The sequence below is a fragment of the Streptomyces sp. NPDC088400 genome (genome assembly GCF_044753355.1).
Lineage (GTDB): Bacteria > Actinomycetota > Actinomycetes > Streptomycetales > Streptomycetaceae > Streptomyces.
In genome coordinates this window covers 209226-233305 of record NZ_JBIVMZ010000001.1, presented here as the reverse complement: position 1 = coordinate 233305, position 24080 = coordinate 209226, and the positions used below count along the sequence as shown (strand labels likewise).

Genomic DNA, 24080 nt, shown 5'->3' with positions numbered 1-24080 from the left:
ACGCCTGGCACACACCGTGGTACGTGTCCTTCGTGGTGGTCTGGGACGGCCTCTGCGTGGCGGCCCTCGCGGCCTGGGTCAACTACCGCATACGGCGGCGTCGGCCCGCGAGGACCGCGTCGAGCGAGAAAGCCGGGGCGCCGGCGAGCACGAGCGGCAGCCAGGCCATCAGATAGGCGAGGTCGTTGCCGTAGTAGTACGGAGTGCTCTGCCAGCTCACCGTCAGCCACAGGCTCAGCGAGATGAGGGCACCGCCGAAGGCGGCGAGCCGGGCGAACACGCCGAACAGAGTGCCGAGGCCGACGGCGAGTTCACCGATGGCTATGGCGTAGCCGAATCCGGCGGGGTTCTTGAGCGCCAGGTCGACCAGTGCGGGAATGGCCGAGCTGTCGCGGACGCTCCGCATCATCTCGCCGACCGATCCGGTGCCGGTGGCCGAGAAGAACCCGCCCTGAGTCAACTTGTCGATTCCCGCGTAGATGAAGGTGATGCCGAGAAAGATTCGCAACGGCAGCAGCGCATGGCGGGCGAGATCCTCCCGCAGGCTGTTCCGCTCACCACCGACCCGCCCAAGGTCCGTCCGGTATCCATGCGTCATCGCCGGTCCGCCTCTCCCTGTCCCACGCCGCTGCCGCAGGGACATGTGTCCCCGCGTGCCTTGTCCATGCGTACATACGTGCACGGCGCGTCCGGGACTCAGTGAACCAGCCGTACCGGCTGTCGGAATCGGGCATGTCTGAGATCTGTATGAAAATTGAACGATCGAGTCCGCTCAGTCCATGACACAGTCCATGACTCAGTCCATGACTCAGTCCATGACGTCGACGATCACGCGGTTGGTCTCCACTCCTGCCGCCGTCACGACCTGCACCTCGACCGGGCCCGGTTCCACGTCCACCGGCACGGGCACGACGAGGGCGGTGTCCGCCGGGCTGGCGAAGCCGCCGGGGACCGGCACCAGCGGGACGTGGACATGGACCGGCCCGATCCGGACGACCATCCGGGCCAGCCGGTCCGGAGTGCCCGCGCCCGGTGGTACGAAGCCGGCGCCGCGGATCTCGATGTCGTCACCGGTACGGATCGGAGCGTCCAGGTCACCCGCCTCCCGGGCCCGGACCACCGACAGGACGACGGGCCGCCCGCCCTCCGCGTACTTCCCCGCGAAGTAGGTGGCGGCGGAGACGATCACCAGCAGGGCGAGCGCCCAGGGCAGATCGGGCAGTTGCTCGGGCCGCCGGGCCAGCCGGACCGCGGAGAAGAGCACGGCGACGGCGTTCACCAGGGTGTACTGCACATCGGTGAAGCTGCCGCGCCCGCCGTCGTCGCAGAGCAGATCGGCCAGCCGGGGCCGCTCGGCGCGTACTTTCTGGAGCCGCTGTGCCAGTACCCGTACGGTCACCACGCGGCGGACGACCACGGCGATCGCGCACACCACGGCCAGGACGGTCACCAGGCCGGCGCCCCGGGCCAGTTCGAGTCCGGCGATCAGCTCGTCCCGCCGGTCATGGCCGGAGGCGCCCGCCAGTTGGAGGGCGAGCACGAGCACGGCGAAGACGACGAGCAGTACCCAGCCGGAGGCGACGGTCCGCGAGGTCGACAGCCGGTTGTCCTCACCGATCAGCGGCGCGAGCAGCCCGCCGCGCGCCCGGTGCAGCCTGGCGGCACCGATCAGCAGCCCGGCGACGACCAGCGCGGCGGCCAGCCCCGCCGTACGGGCGACCGTCCAGCCGGCCCCGATCGCGGTCGTGGCCTGCACCAGCGCGAGTACCGCGATCCCGCCCCACACCACCAGCAGCGTGCGCCGCCAGACGGCGTGCAGCCAGGCATCGCCCGCCTCCCGGCTGCGGTCGGCCACCGCGCGTGCGGACTCCGTGAGTTCGTCGGACACCCACTGCCGGGACGCACCCACCGAGTGGGCGACCGCGGCGGGCAGCCCTTGACCGGCGGCCAGTTCATCCCGTTTCACCAGGAACGCGGCCACGGCCCGCCGATGCCCCTCACGCGCCCCGTGCGGACAGTCCCCGCACGTACAGCCTCCGCCGTGCGCGCCCTGTCTCGCCTCTTGCACCGCCACGCCGAACGCCGCCTTCCCCGCCCCGAACCCAGTGAACTTCCTTGCAACGCCTGGGAATTGTGCCGTACGGAGTGAGGTACGCGCGCGGTCGGCCCGGTCAGGGAGGGTGAGGATGCGGTCACGGTGTTGACACGGCGGCCACACCGGCCCCACCAGGCCCTTCAGCCTCACCCGATCCGGTTCCGTGACAGATGAATGGCCGACAGGCGGCCTACGAACACCCTATGAGCGACAGAAAGAGGGACAGAAAGAGCGAAAGAAAATACGCCGACGCCGCCGCTCGAACCAATGAGCGACGGCGTCGGCGTCAGGCGGTCAGAGCCCGGCCACGTACGGCCAGGACTACTCCCACTCGATCGTGCCCGGGGGCTTGCTCGTCACGTCGAGCACCACGCGGTTGACGTCAGCGACCTCGTTGGTGATGCGGGTGGAGATCTTCGCCAGTACGTCGTACGGCATCCGCGTCCAGTCGGCGGTCATCGCGTCCTCGGACGAGACGGGCCGGAGCACGATCGGGTGGCCGTACGTACGGCCGTCGCCCTGGACGCCCACGGACCGTACGTCCGCGAGAAGGACCACCGGGCACTGCCAGATCTCCCGGTCGAGACCGGCCGCCGTCAGCTCCTCGCGGGCGATCGCGTCGGCCTCGCGCAGCAGGTCGAGGCGCTCGCGCGTGACATCGCCGACGATACGGATACCGAGGCCGGGACCGGGGAACGGCTGGCGCTGGACGATCTCGTCCGGCAGGCCGAGCTGCTGGCCGACCATCCTGACCTCGTCCTTGAACAGCTTGCGCAGCGGCTCGATCAGCTCGAACTCGATGTCCTCGGGGAGCCCGCCGACGTTGTGGTGGGACTTGATGTTGGCGGTGCCGGTGCCGCCGCCCGACTCCACGACGTCCGGGTAGAGGGTGCCCTGGACAAGGAACGCGACGTCCTCGCCCTCCGCGCCCGCCTCGGCGACGATCTCGGCCTGGGCCTGTTCGAAGACCCGGATGAACTCGCGGCCGATGATCTTCCGCTTCTGCTCGGGATCGGAGACCCCGGCCAGCGCGGTGAGGAAGCGCTCTTGGGCGTCGACCACCCGCAGCTGGACGCCCGTGGCGGCGACGAAGTCCTTCTCGACCTGCTCGGTCTCACCCTTGCGCATCAGGCCGTGGTCGACATACACGCAGGTCAGCTGCGAACCGATGGCCTTCTGGACGAGAGCCGCCGCCACGGCCGAGTCCACTCCGCCCGACAGACCGCAGATGGCGCGCTTCGTGCCGACCTGCTCACGGACGAGGGCGACCTGCTCGTCCACCACACTGGCGGTGGTCCAGGACGGCTCGATGCCGGCGCCCCGGTAGAGGAAGTGCTCCAGGACCTGCTGGCCGAACGTGGAGTGCATCACCTCGGGGTGGTGCTGGACTCCGTACAGCTTCTTCTCGTCGTTCTCGAAGGCCGCGACGGGCACGACGTCCGTGGACGCGGAGACGGTGAACCCGGCGGGCGCGGCGGAACACGCGTCGCCGTGCGACATCCAGACGGACTGCTCGGCCGGAGTGCCCTCGAAGAGCGTGGAGTCGGTACGGGAGACACGCAGCTCCGTACGGCCGTACTCCCGCGCTCCCGTGTTGTCGACCGTGCCGCCCAGCGTGGTCGCCATCAGCTGGAAGCCGTAGCACATGCCGAAGACGGGGACGCCGGCCTCGAAGAGCGAGCGGTCGACGGTCGGGGCGTTCTCCGCGTACACGGAGGACGGGCCGCCGGAGAGGATGATCGCCTTGGGGTTCTTGGCCAGCATCTCGGCCACCGGCATCGTGGACGGGACGATCTCGCTGTAGACCCGGGCCTCGCGGACACGGCGGGCGATGAGCTGGGCGTACTGCGCGCCGAAGTCGACGACGAGTACGACGTCGGGGGCGACGGGGGCGGCGGGGGGCGCTGCTGGCACGGGGGCGGCCTTCCGGCGGTGATGTGGTGACGTGACACAAGGGCGATGCTGTTTTCTCGATTCTAACGGGGGGCCGCGACGGCCCGGGGACGGCTTTCGTCTCACCATCCGAACCGGCCTTGGCCACCGTCGGGGCGCCGGGGCCATACTGAGCCCATGCACCAGCAGCTGACGTTCGTCTTTACCTATGGCACCGGCCCGTCCGGCTGCCATGGTCGTGCTGCTTGAGCTGACAAGCGACTTCGACAGGCGCCCCGGGCCGACAAGGCCCGGGGCGCCTGTCGCGTTCGGGGCCCAGTCGCCTCCGGGGCGCCGCTCCCCGAGAAGGAACCTCGAATGACTCTGACGGAGAACACGGAGAACACCGGCGCCCGTACGGACGAGGCCGCCACGCTCATCGGCGACGCGCGCGAGCGGATCGACACGCTGGACGACCGGATCATCGGTCTCGTGCAGGAACGGATGGCGGTCTCGGCCGTCATCCAGGACGCGCGGATCACGTCCGGGGGCCGCCGGGTCAATCTCTCCCGCGAGATGGACATCCTCAGCCGCTACAGCGACGCGCTCGGCAAACCGGGCACACCGCTGGCGATGACGCTGCTGGAGCTGTGCCGGGGCCGCATTTGAGGCCGGGGCACATATGGGGCCGCATTTGCGTTCGGGTAGCGCGCTCGCTCTCACTCCTGCGGAACGTGACCGCGTCCGGCGGGGCTTCGTTGGAGAAGAGGGCACCGCGCGTGGCTCCGCCAGGGCGTGCGACGTACTGCAGGTGCGTCGTGGGACCTCGCCCCGGCGCCCGTGACCGGGCGGCAGGGGACAGCGGCCCGGTCACCCGAGGGCGGCCGGCTCCGGAGACTCCCGGAACCGGCCGCTCCACCCCGATTCGCGTGACGCAGGACACATGAAGATTCTGTGAAGCCGACCGCAACCATTCCCGCAGGTGGCGGGTCTTGCATGCGAAACCAACAGCTGGCGACAAGCCAGCGCGGGGGCGCCTCGCTCAGGCGCGCCCGGACCGGTTTCTCCTCCCCTTACGGGTATCCGTCCCCCAGGCGCATTCCGCGCACCTGGGGGAGAGACGCACGTGGGGGCACAGGCGAAGAGGCGCTGCACTCGGAGGGGGGTGCAGCGCCTCTTTTTCTCTGTCACAGGCCACTTCTGCCCTGCCACAGGCCACTCAGATTTTCTGCTCTGTCGCAGGCCACTCGGACAGCTCAAGCCCATCATGCCCATCAAGCCCATCAGGCCCCTCGGGCCGCTAACGCTCCTTCGGCGGGACCGTCGGCATCCCCAGGAACGGCAGCTTCAGCGCGCCGAACGCCCCCGCCGGCACCGCCGGGGACACCGGCTCGACCGGGACCTGCCTGACGTACGCCGCGCCCTGCTCGGGGCGCGGGTCCGGGTCGCCCTTGTTCGGCCAGAAGGACATCGCGCGCTCGGCCTGGGCCGTGATCGTCAGCGACGGGTTCACGCCCAGGTTCGCCGAGACGGCGGAGCCGTCGACGACCGAGATCCCGGGGTGCCCGTACACCCGGTGGTACGGATCGATCACGCCCTCCTCCGCCGACGCCCCGATGACACAACCGCCCAGGAAGTGCGCGGTCAACGGCGTGCCCATCAGTTCACCCACATTGCTGCCCGCGAAGCCGTTGATCTCGTCCGCGATGAGCGTGGCGGCCCGGGTCGCCTCCGGGATCTGCTTCGGATTGGGGGAACCATGGCCCTGCCGGGCGGTGAGCAGGCCCTTCCCCACGCCGCCCGGTTTGCGGTACGTCGTCAGGGAGTTGTCGAGCGACTGCATCACGAGCCCGATGATGGTCCGCTCCGACCAGCGACGGCTGGAGAACGAACGGAGCAGCCACGAGGGGTGTTTGGCCGCTCTCCCGAGCCAGGCCCGTACCCGCCGGTCGCTGTACGGCACTTGATGAATGGACAGCGCGCCCATCGCGTTGGAGCCCTTGCCGTACCGCACCGGCTCGATGTGTGTGGACTCGTTCGGGTGGATCGAGGACGTGATGGCGACGCCCCGGGTGAAGTCGGCCCTCGGAGCGCCGTGCCGGGCGCGGTAACGGCGGTTGTCGGTCTGCGCGCCCACCAGGGCCTCGGAGTTGGTACGGGTCAGCTCGCCGAGCCGGGCCGAGAGACGCGGCAGCAGGCCCTGGTCCCTCATGGTGTGCAGCAGGGTCTGTGTGCCGTACGTACCGGCCGCGATCACCACCCACCGGGCGCGCAGCACCTTCGTACGGCCCTGCCGTCCGCCCTTTCGCCGGCCCTTCCCGCGCTTGTCGGTCGGGACGACGGTGACGCGGTAGCCGCCCGTGCCGCTCCCCGCGCCCGCGCCTCCCACGCCCGCGCCTCCCGCGGCCCCCTCCGCGTCCTCCGTCACCGCGATCACCGACGTCATCGGGTGGATGACTGCTCCGGCCCGTTCCGCGAGGTACAGGTAGTTCTCGTTGAGGGTGTTCTTCGCGCCGTGCCGGCAGCCCGTCATGCACTCGCCGCACTCGGTGCAGGCGGTACGGGCGGGGCCCGCGCCGCCGAAGTACGGGTCGTCCACGGCCGCTCCCGGCGCGGCCCTGGGACCGTCCTCGGCGTCCTCGCCGTCCCCGAAGAAGACCCCGACCGGCGCCAGATGGAAACTGTCACCGACGCCCATCTCGTCGGCCGCCGCCCTCAGGTGGACGTCGGAGGGGGTCATGGTCGGGTTGAGCCGTACGCCGAGCATGCGTCGCGCCTGGTCGTAGTACGGCTTCAACTCCTCGTCCCAGTCGGTGATGGACGCCCACTGCGGGTCGTCGAAGAACGCGGCGGGCGGTACGTACAGCGTGTTGGCGTAGTTGAGCGAGCCGCCGCCGACCCCGGCGCCCGCGAGCACCATCACATTGCCGAGCAGGTGGACCCGCTGGATGCCGTAGAGCCCGAGCGGCGGTGCCCAGAGGTAGTTCCTGATGTCCCAGGAGTTCTTGGGGAGGGTCTCGCGGGTGAAGCGGCGCCCCGCCTCCAGGACGCCGACGCGGTAGCCCTTCTCGGCCAGACGCAGAGCGGACACCGAGCCGCCGAACCCCGAGCCGACGACGATCACGTCGTAGTCGTACGGAGCGGCATACGACGCGTCGTGCACCGCGCCGTACGCCACATCGCACACCGCGCCGTTCCGGGACGCTCCGTCCGCTTCGTCTGCTTGCTCCAGGTTCTGTGGCCGCTTCCGTTCCTGGTTCCGGGCATGGCTGTCCTGTGACACTGGCTCTCCTCGTCGAGAACTACCGCAGCCGCAGAGCCTTCATGGCCCGCAGACTCCGGCTCATGAAGGCCGCGTACTTCTCGTCGTCCATCCCGAAGGACGGCGCCATGGGCAGAATCCGCTGCCGCGCGACGGTCTGGGCCTCGGTGTACTTGAGAATGCCCTCCGAGCCGTGCCGCCGGCCGAGACCGGATTCCTTCATTCCGCCCATCGGTGACCGCACGCTGCCGTACGCCGACGCGTATCCCTCGTTGATGTTGACCGTGCCGGCCCGCAGCCGGGCCGCGACCGCGAGTCCGCGCCGGGCGTCCTTCGTCCAGACGCTCGCGTTGAGGCCGTACGGCGTACCGTTGGCGAGGCCGATCACCTCGTCCTCGTCGCTGAAGCGGTAGAGGGAGACCACCGGCCCGAACGTCTCCTCCGCACACACCGCCATCGGCGCCTCGACGCCGTCGAGGATGGTCGGCTCGTAGAAGTACGGACCGATGTCGGGGCGCGCGGTCCCGCCCGCGACGACCGTGGCACCCTTGGCGACGGCCTCGTCGACATGGCGTGTGACCGCCTCCAGTTGACGCTCGCCGACGAGGGAGCCCATCTCCGCGCCGTACGCGAGCGAAGTGCCGAGCCGCATGGCCTTCGTACGGGCGGCGAACCGCTCCACGAACACGTCCGCTATGGACTCATGGACGTACAACCGCTCGATGGAGATGCAGAGTTGGCCCGCGGAGGAGAAACAGGCGCGCACCGCGCCCGCCGCCGCCTTCTCCACATCCGCGTCCGCCAGGACCACCATGGGGTTCTTGCCGCCCAGTTCGAGGGAGACGCCGACGAGCCGGTCCGCCGCACCCCTGGCGACCTCGCGGCCGGTACGGGTCGAACCGGTGAAGGAGACGTAGTCGGCGTGCCGGACGATCTCGGGGCCGACCACCGGGCCCTCGCCGAGGACGACCTGGAAGACCTCGGGCGGCAACCCGGCCTCGACCAGCAGGTCACGCGCCCACAGCGCGGTCAGCGCGGTCTCGGTGTCGGGCTTCATCACGACGGCGTTGCCCGCCACGAACGCGGGCAGCGCGTCTCCCGCGGACAGCTCCAAGGGGTAGTTCCAGGGCGCGATCTGGCCGATGACCCCGCGCGGCTGGCGCAGTTCGGTGACCTTGGTCAGGGTCGGTACGGCGCCGATGTGGCGCTTCGGCTTCAGGTACGAGGCCGCCGCGCACCCGTAGTGCCGGGCTTCGACGGCCAGCCCCTGGACCTCTTCGTGGGCGTGCAGCCGGGCCTTGCCGGTCTCCAGCTGGATCAGGTCGAGGACTTCGGCCTGGCGCTCCAGTACGAGATCGTGGAAGCGGAGCAGTACGGCGGCCCGCTGCCGGACGGGGACGGCGGCCCAGAGCGGCTGGGCCACCCGCGCCCGCTCGAAGGCCGTCGCCACGTCCTCCGGGCTGGACTCGGGCAGGTCCGCCAGCTTCTCCCCGGTGAAGGGGGTGTGGTTGGCCGTCCGGCCGGAGCCGACGACACCGCGCGTGAGCTGGGCGACCACCTCGGGAGTGACCACATCGGCCGCGGTGCGCACACCGGCCGGGGCGGCTGCCACGGGGTTGGTGCCAAGGGATCCGGGGGCGGCGGGGGCCTGCGAGTCCGTCATGGGCCCGAGAGTATGTCGCATCCGAAAATATTGGTACCCGGCGGTAACCCCTTTTCCCGGTCCCGGGTTGAGGTCCTAGATCTCTTCGATTCCGGGGCTCCGGCCCGAGTCCGGCGAACCAGCCACTCCGGCGACTCCGGCGACTTCAGCGACTCCGGCTCGGTCTCCGGCTCCGGCTCCGGCTCCGGCTCCGGCTCCGGCTCCGGGCGACTTCAGCGCACGGAACCGTGCCGTGCCGTCAGCGACGGTACGAACGAGTCGAGGGCGGTGTCGAACTGGTGCCGCGCCTTGTCCAGTCCGTTCACCGGGGCCGAGACCCAGACGTCGTACATCTGCCCGCCCTCTTCCCAGCAGAGGTCGAAGGTGTGCCGTTCCCCCTCGGTGCGGGAGAAGCCGTTCCAGGTGAACTCCCACAGCGCCGCCGGGAATCCGTTGTGGGTGGTCGGGGTCACGCTGCCGTCGTGGTACCCGGGATTGGTGCTGTCGCCGTCGGCGTGCGACAGGCGCATCGCGGCCTCCGGACCGCCGGGGATCGGTTCCTGGATACGGATGCCGATCCTGAAGGCCTTGTCCGCCGACATGTAGAAGACGCGCTTGTCGTCGTGGGAGCGGGGGAAGCCGTTGGGAACAGCGAGGGTGAAGCCCATCGGATCGTTGACGGTGTGGTAGCCCCTGGGCCCGGCGTGGTGGCCCTTGGGCGCCGGGGTACGCGCGGGCGCACTCGTGGAGGTGGACGTCACGGTGGGGGCGGGCGACGTTCCGGCAGCGCCCGAAGGCCTGCCGCTCACGACCGAACGGCCAGGCAGCGTGTCCGTACTGCCGTCGTTACCCGTGCCGTTACCAGTCCCGTTACCGCTGCCGTTACGGCTGTCGATGCCGTTACCGCCGCCGTCACCGAAGCCGCCCTGGAGCAGGGTCACGGTCAGACCACCCGCGCCGGCGAGCACCGCGAGTACCGCACCCGCGACGAGCGCGGAACGCCGGCGGGCGCGCGGGGCGACCAGGGCGGGTGCCCGGGTGCGCGCGGGGTCGGGGGCGGGATTCGGGTCGAGGGAGGGGGCCGGAGCCGAACCGGCACCGTCAACGGGCTCGCGGAACGCCGGAGTCAGCGGATCCGCCGGGGGCGAGGTATCCGGAGGAGCCTGACGGGCCTCACGAGCCTGATGCGCTGGAGAAGCCTGAGGAGCCAGAGAAACCTGGGGAATCAGAGAGGGCTGGGGAGCCGGAGAAGCCTGTGTAGCCGGAGAGGGCTGGGAGATCGGAGGGGGCTGATGGGTCTGAGGAGCCTGAGACAACTGCGGGGTCTGAGCCTGAGCAGCGTGAGCACCCTGAGGAACGTTCCCCTGACCGGCCGGACCGCCTCCCACCGCCGCCCCTGAGCGCCCCGCCGTCCCTGAGCCTCCCGCCGCCCCGGAACCCGCCGGGAGCGCCGTACACGCCCCCGTGGTGACGTACGCGCGCAGCAGCCGGTCCGCCTCCTCTACGTCGAGCCTGCGCTCCGGATCCCGCTCCAACAGCCCCCGTACGACGGGCAACAGCGGTTCCGCCGCCGCCGGCGGCCTGATCTCGGCCTCCACCACGGCGTGCAGCACTCCCGCCAACGAGTCGCGGTGGAAGGGCGATTCACCGCTGAGCATCGCGCACAGCAGCGCGCCGAGCGACCAGAGGTCCGAGGCCGGACCGGCCACCTCCCCGTCCAGCACCCGCTCGGGCGCCGTGTACTCGGGCGAGCCGACGAACGACCCCGGGTCCGTGATCGTCGTGGCACCGACCAGGCGCGCGATGCCGAAGTCGGTCAGCACCACCCGCCCGGTGACCTCTTCCAGCAGGACGTTGGCGGGTTTGAGGTCGCGGTGCAGCACCCCGAGACGGTGCGCGACGCCCAGCGCGCTCAGCAGCGCGAGCCCGATCCGTGCCGCCTCCGCCGTATCGACGGGTCCCCCGGACGTCAGCCGGTCGGCGAGCGAACCGCCCTCCACCAACTCCATGACGATGTACGACCGGCCGTCCTCCTCGACGACGTCATGGACGACCACGACATGCGGATGCTTGACGCGGGCGACGGCGCGGGCCTCGCGCAGCGTCGAGGTGCCCTGGCCGTCGTACGCCGCGTGCAGTTCCTTGACGGCCACATGCCTGCCGAGGAGTTCGTCGTCGGCCCGCCACACGGTCCCCATGCCACCGCGCCCCAGCCGGGCCCCCAACCGGTAGCGACCGGCGATCAGCCGGCTTTCCGAAGGCTGCCGGCTCTCCGCGGGCTGCCGGTCGTCGGGCAATACCTTTTCCTCCCGTTCACGGGCCGGCTTCGCCCGGTGGCGGCTGCCAGCTGCGCAGTACGGCGTCGAACTGCTTGCGCGTCGTCTCCCAGTCCTCCTCGGGACTGGACATGTAGATCGCGTACTCCGTACTGCTGTCGTCCGAGTAGTAGACCTGGTCGATCGCGTGCCGCTTGCCCGGAGTGCCGTTCTCCCCCGTCCAGGTGAACTCCCAAAGAGCGGCCCGCGCCTTGTCGCGGAATGCGTTCGGAGCCATTTTTACCCGCACGTAGTCGGGAAACTTCTGGACGCTCCGCTCCATGCTCTTCATGTGCTGATACGGATTCTCGAAATCGGGCTTTCCTATGCTGATCCGTATGAGGTGGACACCGTTGTCGGGTGTGAAGTCGATCTGGTTGCCGTCCATCTGGCGTTCCCAGCCGCTGGGGACGTTCAGGCTGAAGCCTTCCGGGGCCTCGACGCGTTCCCAGCCCTCGGGCGCGGTCCCGTCGTCGGCGGTGCCGTCGTCAGTTCCGTCATCGGTTCCGTCCCCGGTCCCGTCGTCCGCCGACTGACCGGACGTCGTGTCCGAGCCCAGGGAGCCGCTGTCCTGACCGTCCGCGTACTTGAGGGCCGCGTAGCCGACGCCACCACCGAGGACCGCCGCGATGACGACAGCCACGGTGGTCGAACGCCAACGGCCGCCACGGCCGGACCCCGCGCCTCCTGCGGCTCCCGCCGGTGCGGACGCCGCCGGCACGGCGCCGGAGCCTGCCCCTGCGCCCCCAGCGGTCGCGGCAGTCCCGGCCCCGGCGCCTCCAGCGGTCGCGGCAGTCCCGGAGCCGGCGGTCCCGCTCGCAGCGGTCCCCGTCCCGGATTCCGACCCCGGCCAAGTCCCGGCCGCCGTAACCGGCGTCGACGTCGAAGCCGGCATGGGCATCGGCGTCGCCATCGGCATCGGCTCGGCCTTCGGCAGGTACCCGGCAGCCGACTGCCTGTCACCATCCGTGGCGACCCGGGTCGTCGCATCCGCCCCTCCCCCGGCCGGCGCCTGCCCCTTCATCACCGCGCGCAGCAGTTGCTCGACCCTGGCCGCGTCGGGCCGCGCCTCCACGTTCTTGCTCAGCAAGGCGGTGATGACGGGCGCGAGGGGGCCCGCCAGTTCGGGATGGACCGGCTCCTCCATGACCACGGCCTGCATGGTGGACAGCGGTGAGGTGCGGCGGAACGGCGAAGTCCCCTGCACCGCCGTGTAGAGCGTCACCCCCAGCGACCAGAGGTCGGACGCGGGGCCGGGATCGGCGCCCCGTACCCGCTCGGGTGCCAGGTAGTCGATGGAACCGACGAGTTCACCGGTCCGGGTGATGGTCGAGTCGCCCTCTATGGCCGCGATGCCGAAGTCGGTGAGCAGCACCCGGCCGTCCCGTGCGAGCAGGACGTTCCCGGGTTTCACATCACGGTGCAGCACCCCGGCGGCGTGCGCGGCGCGCAGCGCGGCGAGGACCTCGATGCCGACCCTGGCCACCTCACGGGATGCCATCGCCCCCGATTCCTTGATGACATCGGCGAGTGAGGGGCCGTCAACGTACTGCATGACGATCCAGGGCCGGTCGTCATGGTCGAGGACGTCATGGACGGTGACGACACCGGGATGGGTGATGCGGGCCGCGGCCCGCGCCTCCTTCTGCGTCCGTTGGTGCAGTACGGCCCGGTCGGCCTCGGAGGCGTAACGCCCCGCGGTCAACTCCTTGACGGCGACGGTCCGGTGCAGCAACTCGTCCTGCGCACGCCACACCTTGCCCATGCCGCCGCTGCCGATGGTCTCACCCAGTCGGTAACGCCCTGCGAGCAGCAGACCCATGCCCGCGTCCGCGCCCGCGCCCGTTCCCGTGCTCGCACCCATACTCTGTGACTGCCCCACTGACTTGATTCGCCCCGTTCCTTGGGACACAGGTTACGGAGCGGATGTACGGACACGGAAGCGCGGGTGACCCACGGAAACCTCAATGTGATGCGCGCCCGGCTACTCAGCGTGCTCAGCGGTCATCCAGTCATGCGGTAAGTACTGATGGCCTGTTGGTAAATCTCACTGACCTTGTCCCGCTGACCGTCCGGGCCGATGACCTGAACGATGTGGTACCGACCGCCGATGATCATCGCCAGGTTCCGTACGTAGACCGAACGGCCGCTGCTGTCCTGCCAGGTGTACTGACCCTCCGCCATGGCCTGTCGGCCCACGTCGACCCGTCGCAGCCCCGAGGCGCTGGACCAGGAGGAGTCGCGGAAGGGCTGGAGCTCCCGCTCCTTGTCCCGCTGATACGCCAGCGGATCGCCGCCGTTGTCCGCCACGGAGTCCCGGCCCGGAACGAGGATCAGCGTGAAGTCGCCGCCGTCGTAACGGACTTGCCCGCTGTCGTTGATGGGCCGCCGCCGCCAGTCCTTGTCGACCGCCGTCTGGAACCCCTCCGTGTCCTTGCGCAGCACGTAGCCGTCGGCGAGATCGACGGCGGGATCTGAGGTCTGTGGCGCCGAGGCGTTGGGGGCGCTCGTACCGGAATCCTCCGGGGCCGGCGACTGCGGGCCGGGAGAACGCGACGCGGAAGACGTGGCGGACGCACCGGGGTTCGCCTCGCCGACGCTCTGCCCCTGCCCCTGCCCCGTACCGGTCCTGGGCATGAACATCACCGCGTACGCGATCGCCGCCACGAGCAGCAGCAGTATCAGCAGGAGCAGGATGCGCCCCAGGGAGCGGGGGCTGTTGCCACGGCTCCGCCCGGCCCTGTCCAGCCGCTCCGCCCTCTCGGGCCGGTCCAGCCGGTCAGCTCTGTCCAGCAGGTGGTCCAGTCGATCCGTACGGTCGGACGAGTCCAGCCCCTCCGACCGTTCCGCCCGTTCGGTGCGCGCATACGGCTCGTGCGGCTCGTCGATCCCGTACGAGGGCGGGTACTGGTGCTCGTTCCGCTGCCCGTCGAAGCCGCCCCTGCCGCCCTTCTCCCGGCGCTCCTTGCCCTTCTTGTGCCGGTGGCGCCCATGGCTCAGGTCGCGGTTACGCCTGCGGCGCCTGCGCACCAGCTCGCCCCTGCGGCGCACGATCGGCAGCCGCGCCTCGTCCGACGGCAGCGGTACGACGTCCAGACCGGCCTCCGGCTCGGGCGCGGACCGCACGAGCGAGCGCAGCCAGCCACGCAGTTCCTCGAAGTCCGGCCGCTCGGTCGGGTCCTGACGCAGCAGCGACTCGACCACGGGACGCAGCGGGCCGCACTCCTCGGCGAAGGCGGGCGGTTCGGCGCAGACGAGCTGCACCAGTTCGACGGCGTTCTCCTCCGGGTACGGGGCGTGGCCCTGCACCGCGCGGTACAGCAGCGCGCCCAGCGCCCAGAGGTCGGTGGCGGGCCCGATGGGCGGCGCCAGCTGCCAGTTCTCGTGTACGGGACCGGCCTGCTCGGGCGCCCAGCGCTCCGTGACGGCACCGACGACCGCGATCCGCGCCTGCCGGGCGCGCTCGGCTGCGAGGGGGGTCGCCGGGCCCCGGTAGGCGGGCACGGACCCGCTGGCCACGACCTCGTCCCAGCGCCCGGTGCCCGCGCCCTGACCCGCCACGGCGGGCAATTGCGCGGACTGCCGCTGCGCGTCGGCGCGGAACGCGTCACGCGCCCCGGAGTTCTGCCAGCCGCCACCGCCGCTCCGGCCCCCCGCACCGCCGCTGCCGGGACCGGAGTACGGGGAGTCACCGCCGTCGCGGGCCATGGCGGCACCGGGTCCGGAGCTCCCGCCGGGAGGAAGCGCGGGCGTCCCGCCACGGTCGCCGCCGCCGGGGCGGCCGGACGTTCCCCCGCCTGCGGGCAGGGAACCGGAGGCGTCGTTCCACGGAGCCGGGCCGTCGCGCCAGGTGCCCGCGAGCTCCGCGCGGTAAGGAGTGGGCGGGTCGTCGTCCTCGTCGGGGTCGGACTCGGCGAAGGGGCGGGGCTGCGCCCACCAGTCCGGGTCGGGGCTGCTCCCGCTCGGCCGGTCGTGCGGGTCCTGCCCCGCCTCGCCGGATCCGGGCCCCGGACCCGTGCCGGGCTCCCCGCCGGTGCCGGGCTCCGGCAGCGGGGGCAGCGCGTCCGCGCCGGAGCGCTGATCCTCACTGGCGCGCGCTGCGGCGCGCGCTCCCGCGCGGTACGCGGCGATCGCCCCGGCGCGCGCGGCGCGGATGTCGCCCGACGCGCTCCCGCCCGGCAGCGCCGGCTGGCCTCCGTACGGGGCGGGGATGCCCGGCGTGCCGTGGTGCGGACGCGGCATCGCGCCGGAGGTGCCGGACGAGGTGCCGTCGTCGTACCTACCGGCAGAGGCGCCGTCGCCGTACGCCCCTTCTCCGTACGCCTCTTCCCTGTATGTCCCTTCCCCGTCCGAACCGTCTCCGTACGGACCGTCTCCGTACGGACCGTCGGCCGAACGGGCCGTCTCCAGCGCGGCACGGCCGGGCCCGCCGGGCACTCCGGCCGTCGGCCCCAGCTCGTACGGCGGACCGGACACCTCGGCGCCCGAAGGGTCCCCGGGGCCGACCTGGCCGGGAGGATCGACGGGGCCGGGAGATTCGATGTGATCGGGCGGGCCCATGTGATCCGGCGACTCGAAGTCATCCTGCGCGCCGGGCCGGCCGGGCTGATCCGGCGGATCCGGCACCGGCGCGTAACCGCACAGCGCCTCCTCTGCCGCGCCCGCCGCGAGCCCGGTCAGCACCACGCGCCCGTCGTCGCAGACGAGCACCGTACGTACGGTGATGTTCCGGTGGGTCCAGCCGTGCGCGTGCACCACACGCACGGCGGTCAGCACGTCGGAGGCGATCTCGGCCGCCCGGAACGGATTCAGCGGCCTCTCGGCGAGCAGCGCGGCCAGCGGCCTGGCCGCGACGAGTTCACTCACTATCCACAGTGAGCCAGCCTCCGCGAACACGTCGAAGACCTGGTCGAGCCGGGGGTGGTCGGGGATCTGGGCGGCGCTCTGCGCGGCCTCGATGGCCCGCCGCACCGCCGGGTCCGTGGGCCTGCGCACCCCACGCCCGGAGACCCGCCGGGGCGCCGGGGCTCCGTCCGCGTCCACCACCTCCGCGTCCACCACCTCGGGCAGCGGCACCTGCCTGACGAGGACTTCCTGCCCGCTGTAGGTGTCGAACGCGCGAGTCTCGGCGAGTTCGTACTCGTCGGAGGGCGGCAAGGGCAGGCGGTAGCGGTCGGCCAGCACCCGTCCCGCGTAGTCGTCCACGATGCCTCCCCACCAACCCGCTGTCTCCCGGTCACGGAGACCTACGAAACCGCCAATTCCGGTCGCTTACCGGCTCATTGTGGATGCGTACGGTTCGCGAGCTCTCACGATACGTGGCCACGGGCGAACGTGCCGCAGGGTCGAGGCAACCCACCGGGGAACGCATGGTTCCGGTAAACCCGGAGCATCTGAACCCTCCCCCTTCTCCCGACCCTTCACCCTCAACACCCGTACTTCATCGGCCCGTTCAGCCTGCCGGCTTGAACGTCGCGAACGCCGTGCGGCGCAGCGTCTCACACTCCGGTGAATCCCACTCGCTCGCCTTACAGCTGATCATGATCGAATAACCACGGTTGCCGTCGACCTTGAAACCCCGGTTGAGGACCCTGACCCGCTGACCGCTCTGGTCGCGCTCGAATTCCCAGTCGGCGACCGTCGGATAGCCGTTGTAGTCGACCTTCTTGATGCCGTGAAGCTTGTAGTTGCTGCTGCTGGCGCCGACCGTCGGCGCGGCTGCCTTCCAGGCGGCCACGGCGTCGTCACTGGGGCTGCTGCCGAAATCGACCTGAACGCGCGGGAATCCGCCGTCGGCGCTGAATATGCCGCCGGAGTTACGTCCGGCTATGCCCGTCCGATGGAATTCCTCGGGCATCGCCATCGAGAAACGGAACTGGCCGTCGCTGATCTTGTCGTACCCCTCGGGCGTCCCGTCGTCGTCCTCCTCGCCGTCGGAGTCCTCCGAATCGCCGGAACCGGAACTGGAACCGGAACCCGAATCGCCCGACGGCTGCCCGTTCTTGGCGGAGCCTTCCTTCTTGCCGCCGTCGGCCGTGCTCTTGCCCGAGTCCGTGTTCTTGCCCTCGCCGTCGGCCTTGGTCTCGGCGCCGGAGGACGCGCCGGTCGAGGCTGACGCGCCGGTCGTGCCCTGCCCCTTGCCGCTCGCCCCGCCGGTGTCGTCACCGCTCAGGGCGACGATCAGGACCGTGGAGATCAGGGCGAGCGCGGCGACGACCGCGATGATCACCAGCGTGCGCCGGGGCACCACGTCGGTGAGCGACGCCCTCGGCTGGACCGGCCTCGGCGGCCCGTCGGACGCCGGATACGCCCCGGCTCCAACCGCAACCCCTGCCTTGGACTTGGCAGTGGCGCCGTTCCGTACGGAGCGCAGCGCGCCGCGCACACGGTCGGCGCCCGAGTCGCTCGCGGACCACGCGCCCGGCGCCGCCGGCGCGGACGCGGCGCCCCCGGGCACCGGCGGCAGCGGAACGACCCGGGTGGCGTCCGGCTCGGGCTCCGGCTCGCGCTCCGGCGCGTCGATGATGTCCTCAAGAAGCGCCCGCGCGCCCGCGTCGTCCAGCCGCTGCTCCGGTTCCTTGGCGAGCAGCCCGTAGATGACCTCTTCCAGCGCACCCGCGTTCTTCGGCGGATCCACCGGCTCGGTCATCACAGCGGTCAGCGTGGCGATGGCGGAACCCTTGTCGTACGGCGGACAGCCCTCCACCGACGCGTAGAGCAGACCACCGAGCGACCAGAGGTCGGCGGCGGGGCCCGGCTTGTGACCGCGTGCGCGCTCCGGCGAGATGTACGAGGGGGCGCCGACGAGCATGCCGGTGGAGGTGACCGACGGGTCGCCCTCGACCTGGGCGATGCCGAAGTCCGTGAGCACCACGCGCCCGTCCTCGGCGATCAGCACGTTGGACGGCTTCACGTCACGGTGCAGGATGCCCTCACGGTGCGCCGAGCGCAGCACGTCGAGGATCGCGAGCCCGACCTCGGCGGCGCGCCTCGGCGTCAGAACGCCGTCCTCACGGATGGCCTCGGCGAGCGACTTGCCCTCGACCAACTCCATGACGATCCACGGCCGGTCGTCCTCGTCCACGACGTCGAAGACCGTGACGGCGCCGTTGTTACGGATCCGGGCGATCGCCTTCGCCTCGCGCAGCGTGCGCGTGATGAGCCGTCGCTTCTCGTCGTCGTCGATGCTGGACGGGAAGCGCAGCTCCTTCACCGCGACCGTACGGCCGAGCGTCTCGTCGAGAGCCCGCCAGACCGTGCCCATGCCGCCACGCCCGAGGACCCCGCCGAGCCGGTACCTGCCCGCGAGAAGACGCCCTTCCGGGCTGGCCTCGGCGCTCTTCCCTGTGTCCCGCTGGGGCTCCTGCGCCGTGTCCCGCGACTGCTTCGACTCCGACATGCGTCCCCTCTGCGATCCCTGATCCTGGCGCGACTGCCGCCCGCCCGCGCGGTGCCGTAACGCGCCCTGGCAGAGCCTTCATTGTCCCTCACTCCGGGACCACCACTGCTCCCGGGTCCGGCGTCCTCCCGGTTGAGGCCGGAGGCGCGGACCCTCACCATGCCACTACCCCGGGCCAGACCGAGCACCCTGCTGGTCGCGGACCTGTTCGAACATGGCGCAAGCATGCTGCGAACACGTGTGCCGGGCATGAGTGCATTGAGTGACGATCCCTCGCATACGGGGGTGTCCGGTACGGATGGACCGAACAAGGAGCTACGGCCCACTCCCTGACGTGATCCACCCCGCGCACATCCCCTCACCTCTGCCGACGGAATGTACGACCGCGCCACCGCGAACGACTCAACGTCCGGAGCAACGCCCCCGAAGCGACCTTCCCGGAGGAGCGTCCGCGTATCCGATGCCGGGGCGGGCGTAGCCCTCCAGGGAGCGGACGGAAGCGTGACGGGAGCGGGCCGGCAGCATCGGGGGTGCCGTCCTCGGCTCCGCGGGCTCACGCCGTCGTCTCGGTTCGGTGACGGGGCGGGACCGGCCTGGTGAGGGGCCGTACGTTGTATCGGCATGAGACCTCGTATCGCCGTGATCGGCAGCGGCCCCGCCGGCCTTACCCTCGCCCGCGTCATGCACCGTCATGGTCACCCTGTCACCGTCCTCGAACGCGATCCCGCCCGCGACGCCCGTCCAGCGGGCGGCACGCTGGACCTGCACAAGGGGCTGGGCCAGCTGGCGCTGGAGAAGGCAGGACTGCTGGCGGAGTTCCAGGCGCTGTCCCGTCCCGAGGGGCAGGCCATGCGCATCCTGGACACGGACGGGACCGTCCTGCGCGACTGGCAACCTCGTCCTGGTGACCGGGCCAATCCCGAGATCGACCGCGGGCAACTCCGTGACCTGTTACTCGGACCTCTGGACGTTCAGTGGGGGCGGGCCGTGACGGAGGTGGTGCCGGAGAGCCGGAACGGCGTGCTGGTCCATTTCGCGGACGGGCGACAGGAGACGTTCGACCTCGTGATCGGCGCGGACGGTGCCTGGTCCCGGGTCCGCCCGGCGGTCTCGTCCGCGACGCCGCAGTACACCGGCGTCACCTCGGTCGAGACCTCCCTGGACGACGTCGACACCCGCCACCCCGACCTCGCCCGGCTGGTCGGCGACGGTTCCGTGGCTGTGTACGGCGTGAACCGCGCGCTCGTCGCCCAGCGCAACAGCGGCGGCCACGTCAAGGTGTACGCCCAGTTCCGCGTGCCCCTGGACTGGCACACGAACCCGGACCGGCGAATGGGCCTGAACCAGGGCGCGGGCCTGGGCCCGGCCGACGCCGAGGCCGTGCGATCAAGCCTGCTGGCTCTTTTCGACGGCTGGGCCGCTCCCGTCCTCGACCTCCTCCGCCACGGCACAGCTTTCGTCCACCGCCCCCTCTACGTCCTGCCCGCGTCCCACACCTGGGCCCATGTCTCCGGGGTGACGCTACTGGGCGACGCCGCCCACCTGATGCCCCCGCTGGGGGCCGGCGCGAACCTCGCGATGCTGGAAGGCGCCGAACTCGCCGAGTCCATCGCCGAGGCCATCGCCGTCGCCCCCGGCCCTGGAGATCTGGACGAGGCCGTCCGCGCCTTCGAGGAACAGATGTGGGTACGGGCCGGCAGGTGGGCGAACATCACGGCGGCCGGTCTGGAACGCCTCGTGAGCCCGGACCCGTCAGAAGCCCTTGCCCTCTTCGACGAGGTCCAGCCTTCCTGATCTCGCGGCGCCGGATCGCGTCCCGCCGTGCCCGGCACACCGGCACCGGTGCCGGTGTGCCGGGCACGGCACACCGGCTCCAGGACATCAGGCACCGGGATCAGGCACGGCACGAACGGGATCGGCCGGGACCGGGAACCGACCCGTCAGAACGGCACGATGTCCGGCGCCCCCAGCCGCGCCGCGTCCGCCGTCTGGTCGTCCGGCTGCCGCTGCGACTCCCGCTCCGCCTCCACCCGCTTCTCGTAGTGCTCGACCTCCCGATCGATCTGCCCCCTGTCCCAGCCCAGCACCGGCGCCATCAGCTCCGCGCACTCGCGCGCGCTGCGCGTCCCCCGGTCGAAGGTCTCTATCGAGATCCGGGTCCGCCGGGTGAGCACGTCGTCGAGGTGGCGTGCCCCTTCGTGCGAGGCCGCGTAGACGACTTCGGCGCGCAGATAGTCGTCGGCCCCGCCGAGTGGCTGCCCCAGCCCGGGATCGGCGGCGATCAGCTCCAGCAGCTCCTCCACGAGCGTGCCGTAGCGGTTCAGCAGATGCTCCACGCGGGCCACATGGATCCCGGTCCGCGCCGCCATCCCCGCGCGCGCGTTCCACAGCGCGTGGTAGCCCTCGGCGCCGACCAGCGGGACATCCTCCGTGACGCACTCCGCCACCCGCTGGTCGAGGCCGTGCACCGCCTCGTCCACCGCGTCCTTGGCCATCACGCGGTACGTCGTGTACTTGCCTCCGGCGACGACCACCATGCCGGGCACCGGGTGCGCGACCGTGTGCTCGCGCGACAGTTTGCTGGTCGCGTCCGACTCCCCGGCGAGCAGCGGGCGCAGGCCCGCGTACACCCCTTGCACGTCGTCCCGCGTCAGAGGGACGTGCAGCACCGAGTTCACATGCTCCAGCAGATAGTCGATATCGGCGCTGGAGGCCGCCGGGTGGGACTTGTCGAGGTCCCAGTCGGTGTCGGTGGTGCCGACGATCCAGTGGCGGCCCCAGGGGATGACGAACAGCACCGACTTCTCGGTCCGCAGGATCAGCCCGGTCGTGGAGTGGATCCGGTCCTTGGGCACCACCAGATGGATGCCCTTGGAGGCGCGGACGTGGAACTGCCCGCGCTCGGCGATCAGCGACTGGGTGTCGTCCGTCCACACCCCGGTCGCGTTGACCACCTGCCTGGCCCGGATCTCGTACTCCCCGCCGGCCTCCACGTCCCGCACGCGCGCGCCGACGACCCGCTCGCCCTCCCGCAGGAAGCCGACGACTCGCGCCCGCCCGGCCACCTGCGCGCCGTACGTCGCGGCCGTACGGACCAGGGTCGCCACATAACGCGCGTCGTCCATCTGCGCGTCGTAGTACTGCAACGCACCGACCAGCGCCTCCTTCCTCAGGCAGGGCGCCACCTTCAGCGCGTGCCGCCGCGACAGGTGGCGGTGCACGGGCAGTCCGCGCCCGTGCCCGGACGACACGGACATCGCGTCGTACAACGCGACGCCCGAGCCCGCGTAGAACCGCTCCCAGCCCTTGTGCCGCAGCGGGTACAGGAACGGCACCGGCTTCACCAGATGCGGCGCCAGCTTCTCCAGCAGCAGCCCCCGCTCCTTGAGGGCTTCCCGTACGAGCGCGAAGTCGAGCATCTCCAGATAGCGCAGGCCTCCATGGATCAGCTTGCTCGACCGGCTCGATGTGCCGGACGCCCAGTCGCGCGCCTCGACCAGCCCGGTCGCGAGTCCTCTGGTCACGGCGTCGAGCGCGGTCCCGGCTCCGACCACGCCCGCGCCCACGACCAGTACGTCCAGTTCACGCTCGGCCATCGCCGCGAGCGCCTGGACGCGCTCCGCGGGTCCCAGTGTCGCTGTCCTCACCGTTGCCTCCCGTCGTCCCCCGTGTGGTCGGGCTCACAGACTCGATTCTGTCCGCACCTCACGACTTCAGCCACTGCCTGTGGATAACACCCATCGCCCACCCGCATCGCACCCCTGCCCCACCGGCCCCGGAGCAGGGTCACGACGCCCGAAATCCGCGGAACGACCAGAACCTGGCGGAGCGACCGGGACCGACCCCAGCGACCCGAACCAGCGAGGTGACCAAAAAGCGACCAAACCGGTCAAAGATTGCCCCGATCCCCCGATAAACAGCCGTTCTCCGGCCACGTAATGCCGCATAACGGTCATATTTACGCCTAGTCTGACGGGGCGCGTGCTCATTCTGTCCACAGGGCTTGCGCTTCCTGTCCACTCCGGCTAAGGGAAGGACGGCCACCGCCATGCCAGCCGATCTCGCCGTCATCGGACTCGGCCATCTCGGCCTGCCCCTCGCCCAGGCCGCCGTAGCCGCCGGTATCGACACCATCGGCTTTGACACCGACCCGCGGCCCGTCGCGGAGCTGGCGGCCGGTCACACGCCGGTCGACGGCCCGCTCACCGCCGCCGACATCCGCCGGATGCTCTCGGGGGGCTTCCGGCCGACCACCAACCCGACCGACCTCGGCCGGGTCCGCACCGCCGTCATCTGCGCGCCCGCCCCCCTCGGCGCCGACCGCACCCCGGACCTGACCGCGATCGGTGACGCGGCCCGCGCGCTGGCCGCGCGGCTGCGCCCGCACACGACCGTGCTGCTGGAGTCCCCCGTGGCGCCCGGCACCACGGAAGGCTTCCTGCGGACCGTCCTGGAGGAGGGCTCGGGGCTCCGCGCGGGACGCGATTTCCATCTCGCGTACTCCCCCGGCCGGCTCGACCCCGGCAACCGCACCCACGGCCTCGCCAACACGCCCAAGGTCATCGGCGGCCTCACCCCCGCCTGCACCGAATCGGCCGCCGCCTTCTACGGACGCCTCACCGACAAAGTCGTCCGGGCCCGCGGCCCGCGCGAGGCCGAGACCGTCAAACTCCTCGAAACCAACTTCCGGCACGTCAACATCGCCCTGGTCAACGAGATGGCCGTGCTCTGCCACGACCTCGGCGTGGACCTGTGGGACGTCATCCGCTGCGCCGAGACCAAGCCCTTCGGCTTCCAGGCCTTCCGGCCGGGCCCCGGCGTCGGCGGCCACGGCGTACCGATGGATCCCAGCTATCTGCCGCACGCCGGCCGCACCCCGGGCCATCCGCTGCGCATGGTCGGCCTCGCCCAGGAGATCAACACGCGGATGCCGCAGTACGTCATCCAGCGCAGCGCCACCCTCCTCAACGAACACGGCAAGTCCGCGCGCGGCGCCCGGGTGCTGCTCCTCGGCGTCACGTACAAGCCGGACCTCGCCGACCAGGAGAGCTCACCGGCCACGGAGATCGCCTGCCGGCTGATGGAGCTGGGCGCGGCCGTCAGCTACCACGATCCGCACGTCCACGACTGGCGCGTACGCGACCTGCCCGTACCGCGCGCGGACTCCCTCTACGAGGCCGCCGCCCACGCGGACCTGACGGTGCTGCTCCAGCACCACCGGACGTATGACCTCCAGGGCCTGGCGGTCAAGGCCCAGCTGCTGCTGGACACCAGGGGCGCGACCCCGGCGGGCGCCGCGTACCGGCTCTGAGGCTCGGTACACAGCCGTAGCCGCCCACACGGGCGCGGCACACCGCCGTACACGCGCCCGTACGTACACACACAGCACTCACACGCGGCACGACAAGGTGCCCCGGACCGTCGTGCCAGGTCCGGGGCACCTCTCGCACCTTCGGAAAACGCCTTCGGAAAAACGCCTTCGAAAGAACGTCCTC

The 24080-nt window shown here is 71.1% G+C and carries 13 protein-coding genes; 3 read left to right on the top strand and 10 right to left on the bottom strand.

What is annotated here, in order from left to right; all coding sequences use genetic code 11:
• Positions 1–82: 82 nt before the first annotated feature.
• From ACIQD6_RS01145 to guaA, 3 genes are all read right to left on the bottom strand, one after another.
• Complete coding sequence (locus ACIQD6_RS01145; protein WP_401876819.1) at positions 83–598, bottom strand: DoxX family protein; 516 nt, start codon at positions 596–598, stop codon at positions 83–85.
• A gap of 210 nt (positions 599–808) precedes the next feature.
• Entirely contained in the window at positions 809–2074 is a 1266-nt protein-coding gene (locus ACIQD6_RS01140; RefSeq protein ID WP_401876817.1) for a hypothetical protein, read from the bottom strand.
• 342 nt (positions 2075–2416) lie between these two features.
• Positions 2417–4009 (bottom strand): glutamine-hydrolyzing GMP synthase, encoded by a 1593-nt coding sequence (guaA, locus tag ACIQD6_RS01135; RefSeq protein WP_401876815.1) that lies wholly within the window; start codon positions 4007–4009, stop codon positions 2417–2419.
• 336 nt (positions 4010–4345) lie between these two features.
• On the opposite strand from guaA, the gene ACIQD6_RS01130 reads away from it, so the two are divergent.
• Complete coding sequence (locus ACIQD6_RS01130; RefSeq protein WP_401876813.1) at positions 4346–4636, top strand: chorismate mutase; 291 nt, start codon at positions 4346–4348, stop codon at positions 4634–4636.
• A gap of 631 nt (positions 4637–5267) precedes the next feature.
• Here the strand turns inward: ACIQD6_RS01130 and ACIQD6_RS01125 are convergent.
• The 6 genes from ACIQD6_RS01125 to ACIQD6_RS01100 all read right to left on the bottom strand — a co-directional run bounded on the left by ACIQD6_RS01125 (position 5268) and on the right by ACIQD6_RS01100 (position 18585).
• Positions 5268–7154, bottom strand: a complete 1887-nt coding sequence (locus ACIQD6_RS01125; protein WP_401878021.1) for a GMC oxidoreductase — start codon at positions 7152–7154, stop codon at positions 5268–5270.
• A 115-nt stretch (positions 7155–7269) separates the two neighbouring features.
• Positions 7270–8892, bottom strand: coding sequence for a succinic semialdehyde dehydrogenase (locus tag ACIQD6_RS01120; RefSeq protein ID WP_401876811.1), 1623 nt, complete (start codon positions 8890–8892; stop codon positions 7270–7272).
• A 212-nt stretch (positions 8893–9104) separates the two neighbouring features.
• On the bottom strand, positions 9105–11168 hold the full coding sequence (locus ACIQD6_RS01115; protein WP_401876809.1) for a protein kinase: 2064 nt from the start codon (positions 11166–11168) through the stop codon (positions 9105–9107).
• Positions 11169–11184: 16 nt separating this feature from the next.
• Entirely contained in the window at positions 11185–13050 is a 1866-nt protein-coding gene (locus ACIQD6_RS01110; RefSeq protein WP_401876808.1) for a serine/threonine-protein kinase, read from the bottom strand.
• Positions 13051–13190: 140 nt separating this feature from the next.
• The gene (locus tag ACIQD6_RS01105; protein ID WP_401876806.1) at positions 13191–16391 is read right to left on the bottom strand and encodes a serine/threonine protein kinase; all 3201 of its coding nucleotides are present in this window, start codon (positions 16389–16391) and stop codon (positions 13191–13193) included.
• A 247-nt stretch (positions 16392–16638) separates the two neighbouring features.
• The gene (locus tag ACIQD6_RS01100) at positions 16639–18585 is read right to left on the bottom strand and encodes a serine/threonine-protein kinase (protein WP_401876805.1); all 1947 of its coding nucleotides are present in this window, start codon (positions 18583–18585) and stop codon (positions 16639–16641) included.
• Positions 18586–19206: 621 nt separating this feature from the next.
• Between ACIQD6_RS01100 and ACIQD6_RS01095 the strand changes: the two genes are divergently transcribed.
• Positions 19207–20379, top strand: a complete 1173-nt coding sequence (locus ACIQD6_RS01095) for an FAD-dependent oxidoreductase (protein ID WP_401876803.1) — start codon at positions 19207–19209, stop codon at positions 20377–20379.
• A gap of 146 nt (positions 20380–20525) precedes the next feature.
• On the opposite strand, the gene ACIQD6_RS01090 is transcribed toward ACIQD6_RS01095, so the two are convergent.
• Positions 20526–22232 carry a glycerol-3-phosphate dehydrogenase/oxidase gene (locus ACIQD6_RS01090; RefSeq protein ID WP_401876802.1) on the bottom strand — a complete coding sequence of 569 codons (1707 nt, stop codon included), beginning with the start codon at positions 22230–22232 and terminating at the stop codon, positions 20526–20528.
• 401 nt (positions 22233–22633) lie between these two features.
• Between ACIQD6_RS01090 and ACIQD6_RS01085 the strand changes: the two genes are divergently transcribed.
• Entirely contained in the window at positions 22634–23896 is a 1263-nt protein-coding gene (locus ACIQD6_RS01085) for a nucleotide sugar dehydrogenase (RefSeq protein ID WP_401876801.1), read from the top strand.
• Positions 23897–24080: the final 184 nt, after the last annotated feature.

Coding starts and splice junctions, on each gene's coding strand:
- ACIQD6_RS01145 (WP_401876819.1), bottom strand. CDS start 598: ATGACGCATGGATACCGGACGGACCTTGGGCGGGTCGGTGGTGAGCGG.
- ACIQD6_RS01130 (WP_401876813.1), top strand. CDS start 4,346: ATGACTCTGACGGAGAACACGGAGAACACCGGCGCCCGTACGGACGAG.
- ACIQD6_RS01120 (WP_401876811.1), bottom strand. CDS start 8,892: ATGACGGACTCGCAGGCCCCCGCCGCCCCCGGATCCCTTGGCACCAAC.
- ACIQD6_RS01110 (WP_401876808.1), bottom strand. CDS start 13,050: ATGGGTGCGAGCACGGGAACGGGCGCGGGCGCGGACGCGGGCATGGGT.
- ACIQD6_RS01100 (WP_401876805.1), bottom strand. CDS start 18,585: ATGTCGGAGTCGAAGCAGTCGCGGGACACGGCGCAGGAGCCCCAGCGG.
- ACIQD6_RS01095 (WP_401876803.1), top strand. CDS start 19,207: ATGAGACCTCGTATCGCCGTGATCGGCAGCGGCCCCGCCGGCCTTACC.
- ACIQD6_RS01085 (WP_401876801.1), top strand. CDS start 22,634: ATGCCAGCCGATCTCGCCGTCATCGGACTCGGCCATCTCGGCCTGCCC.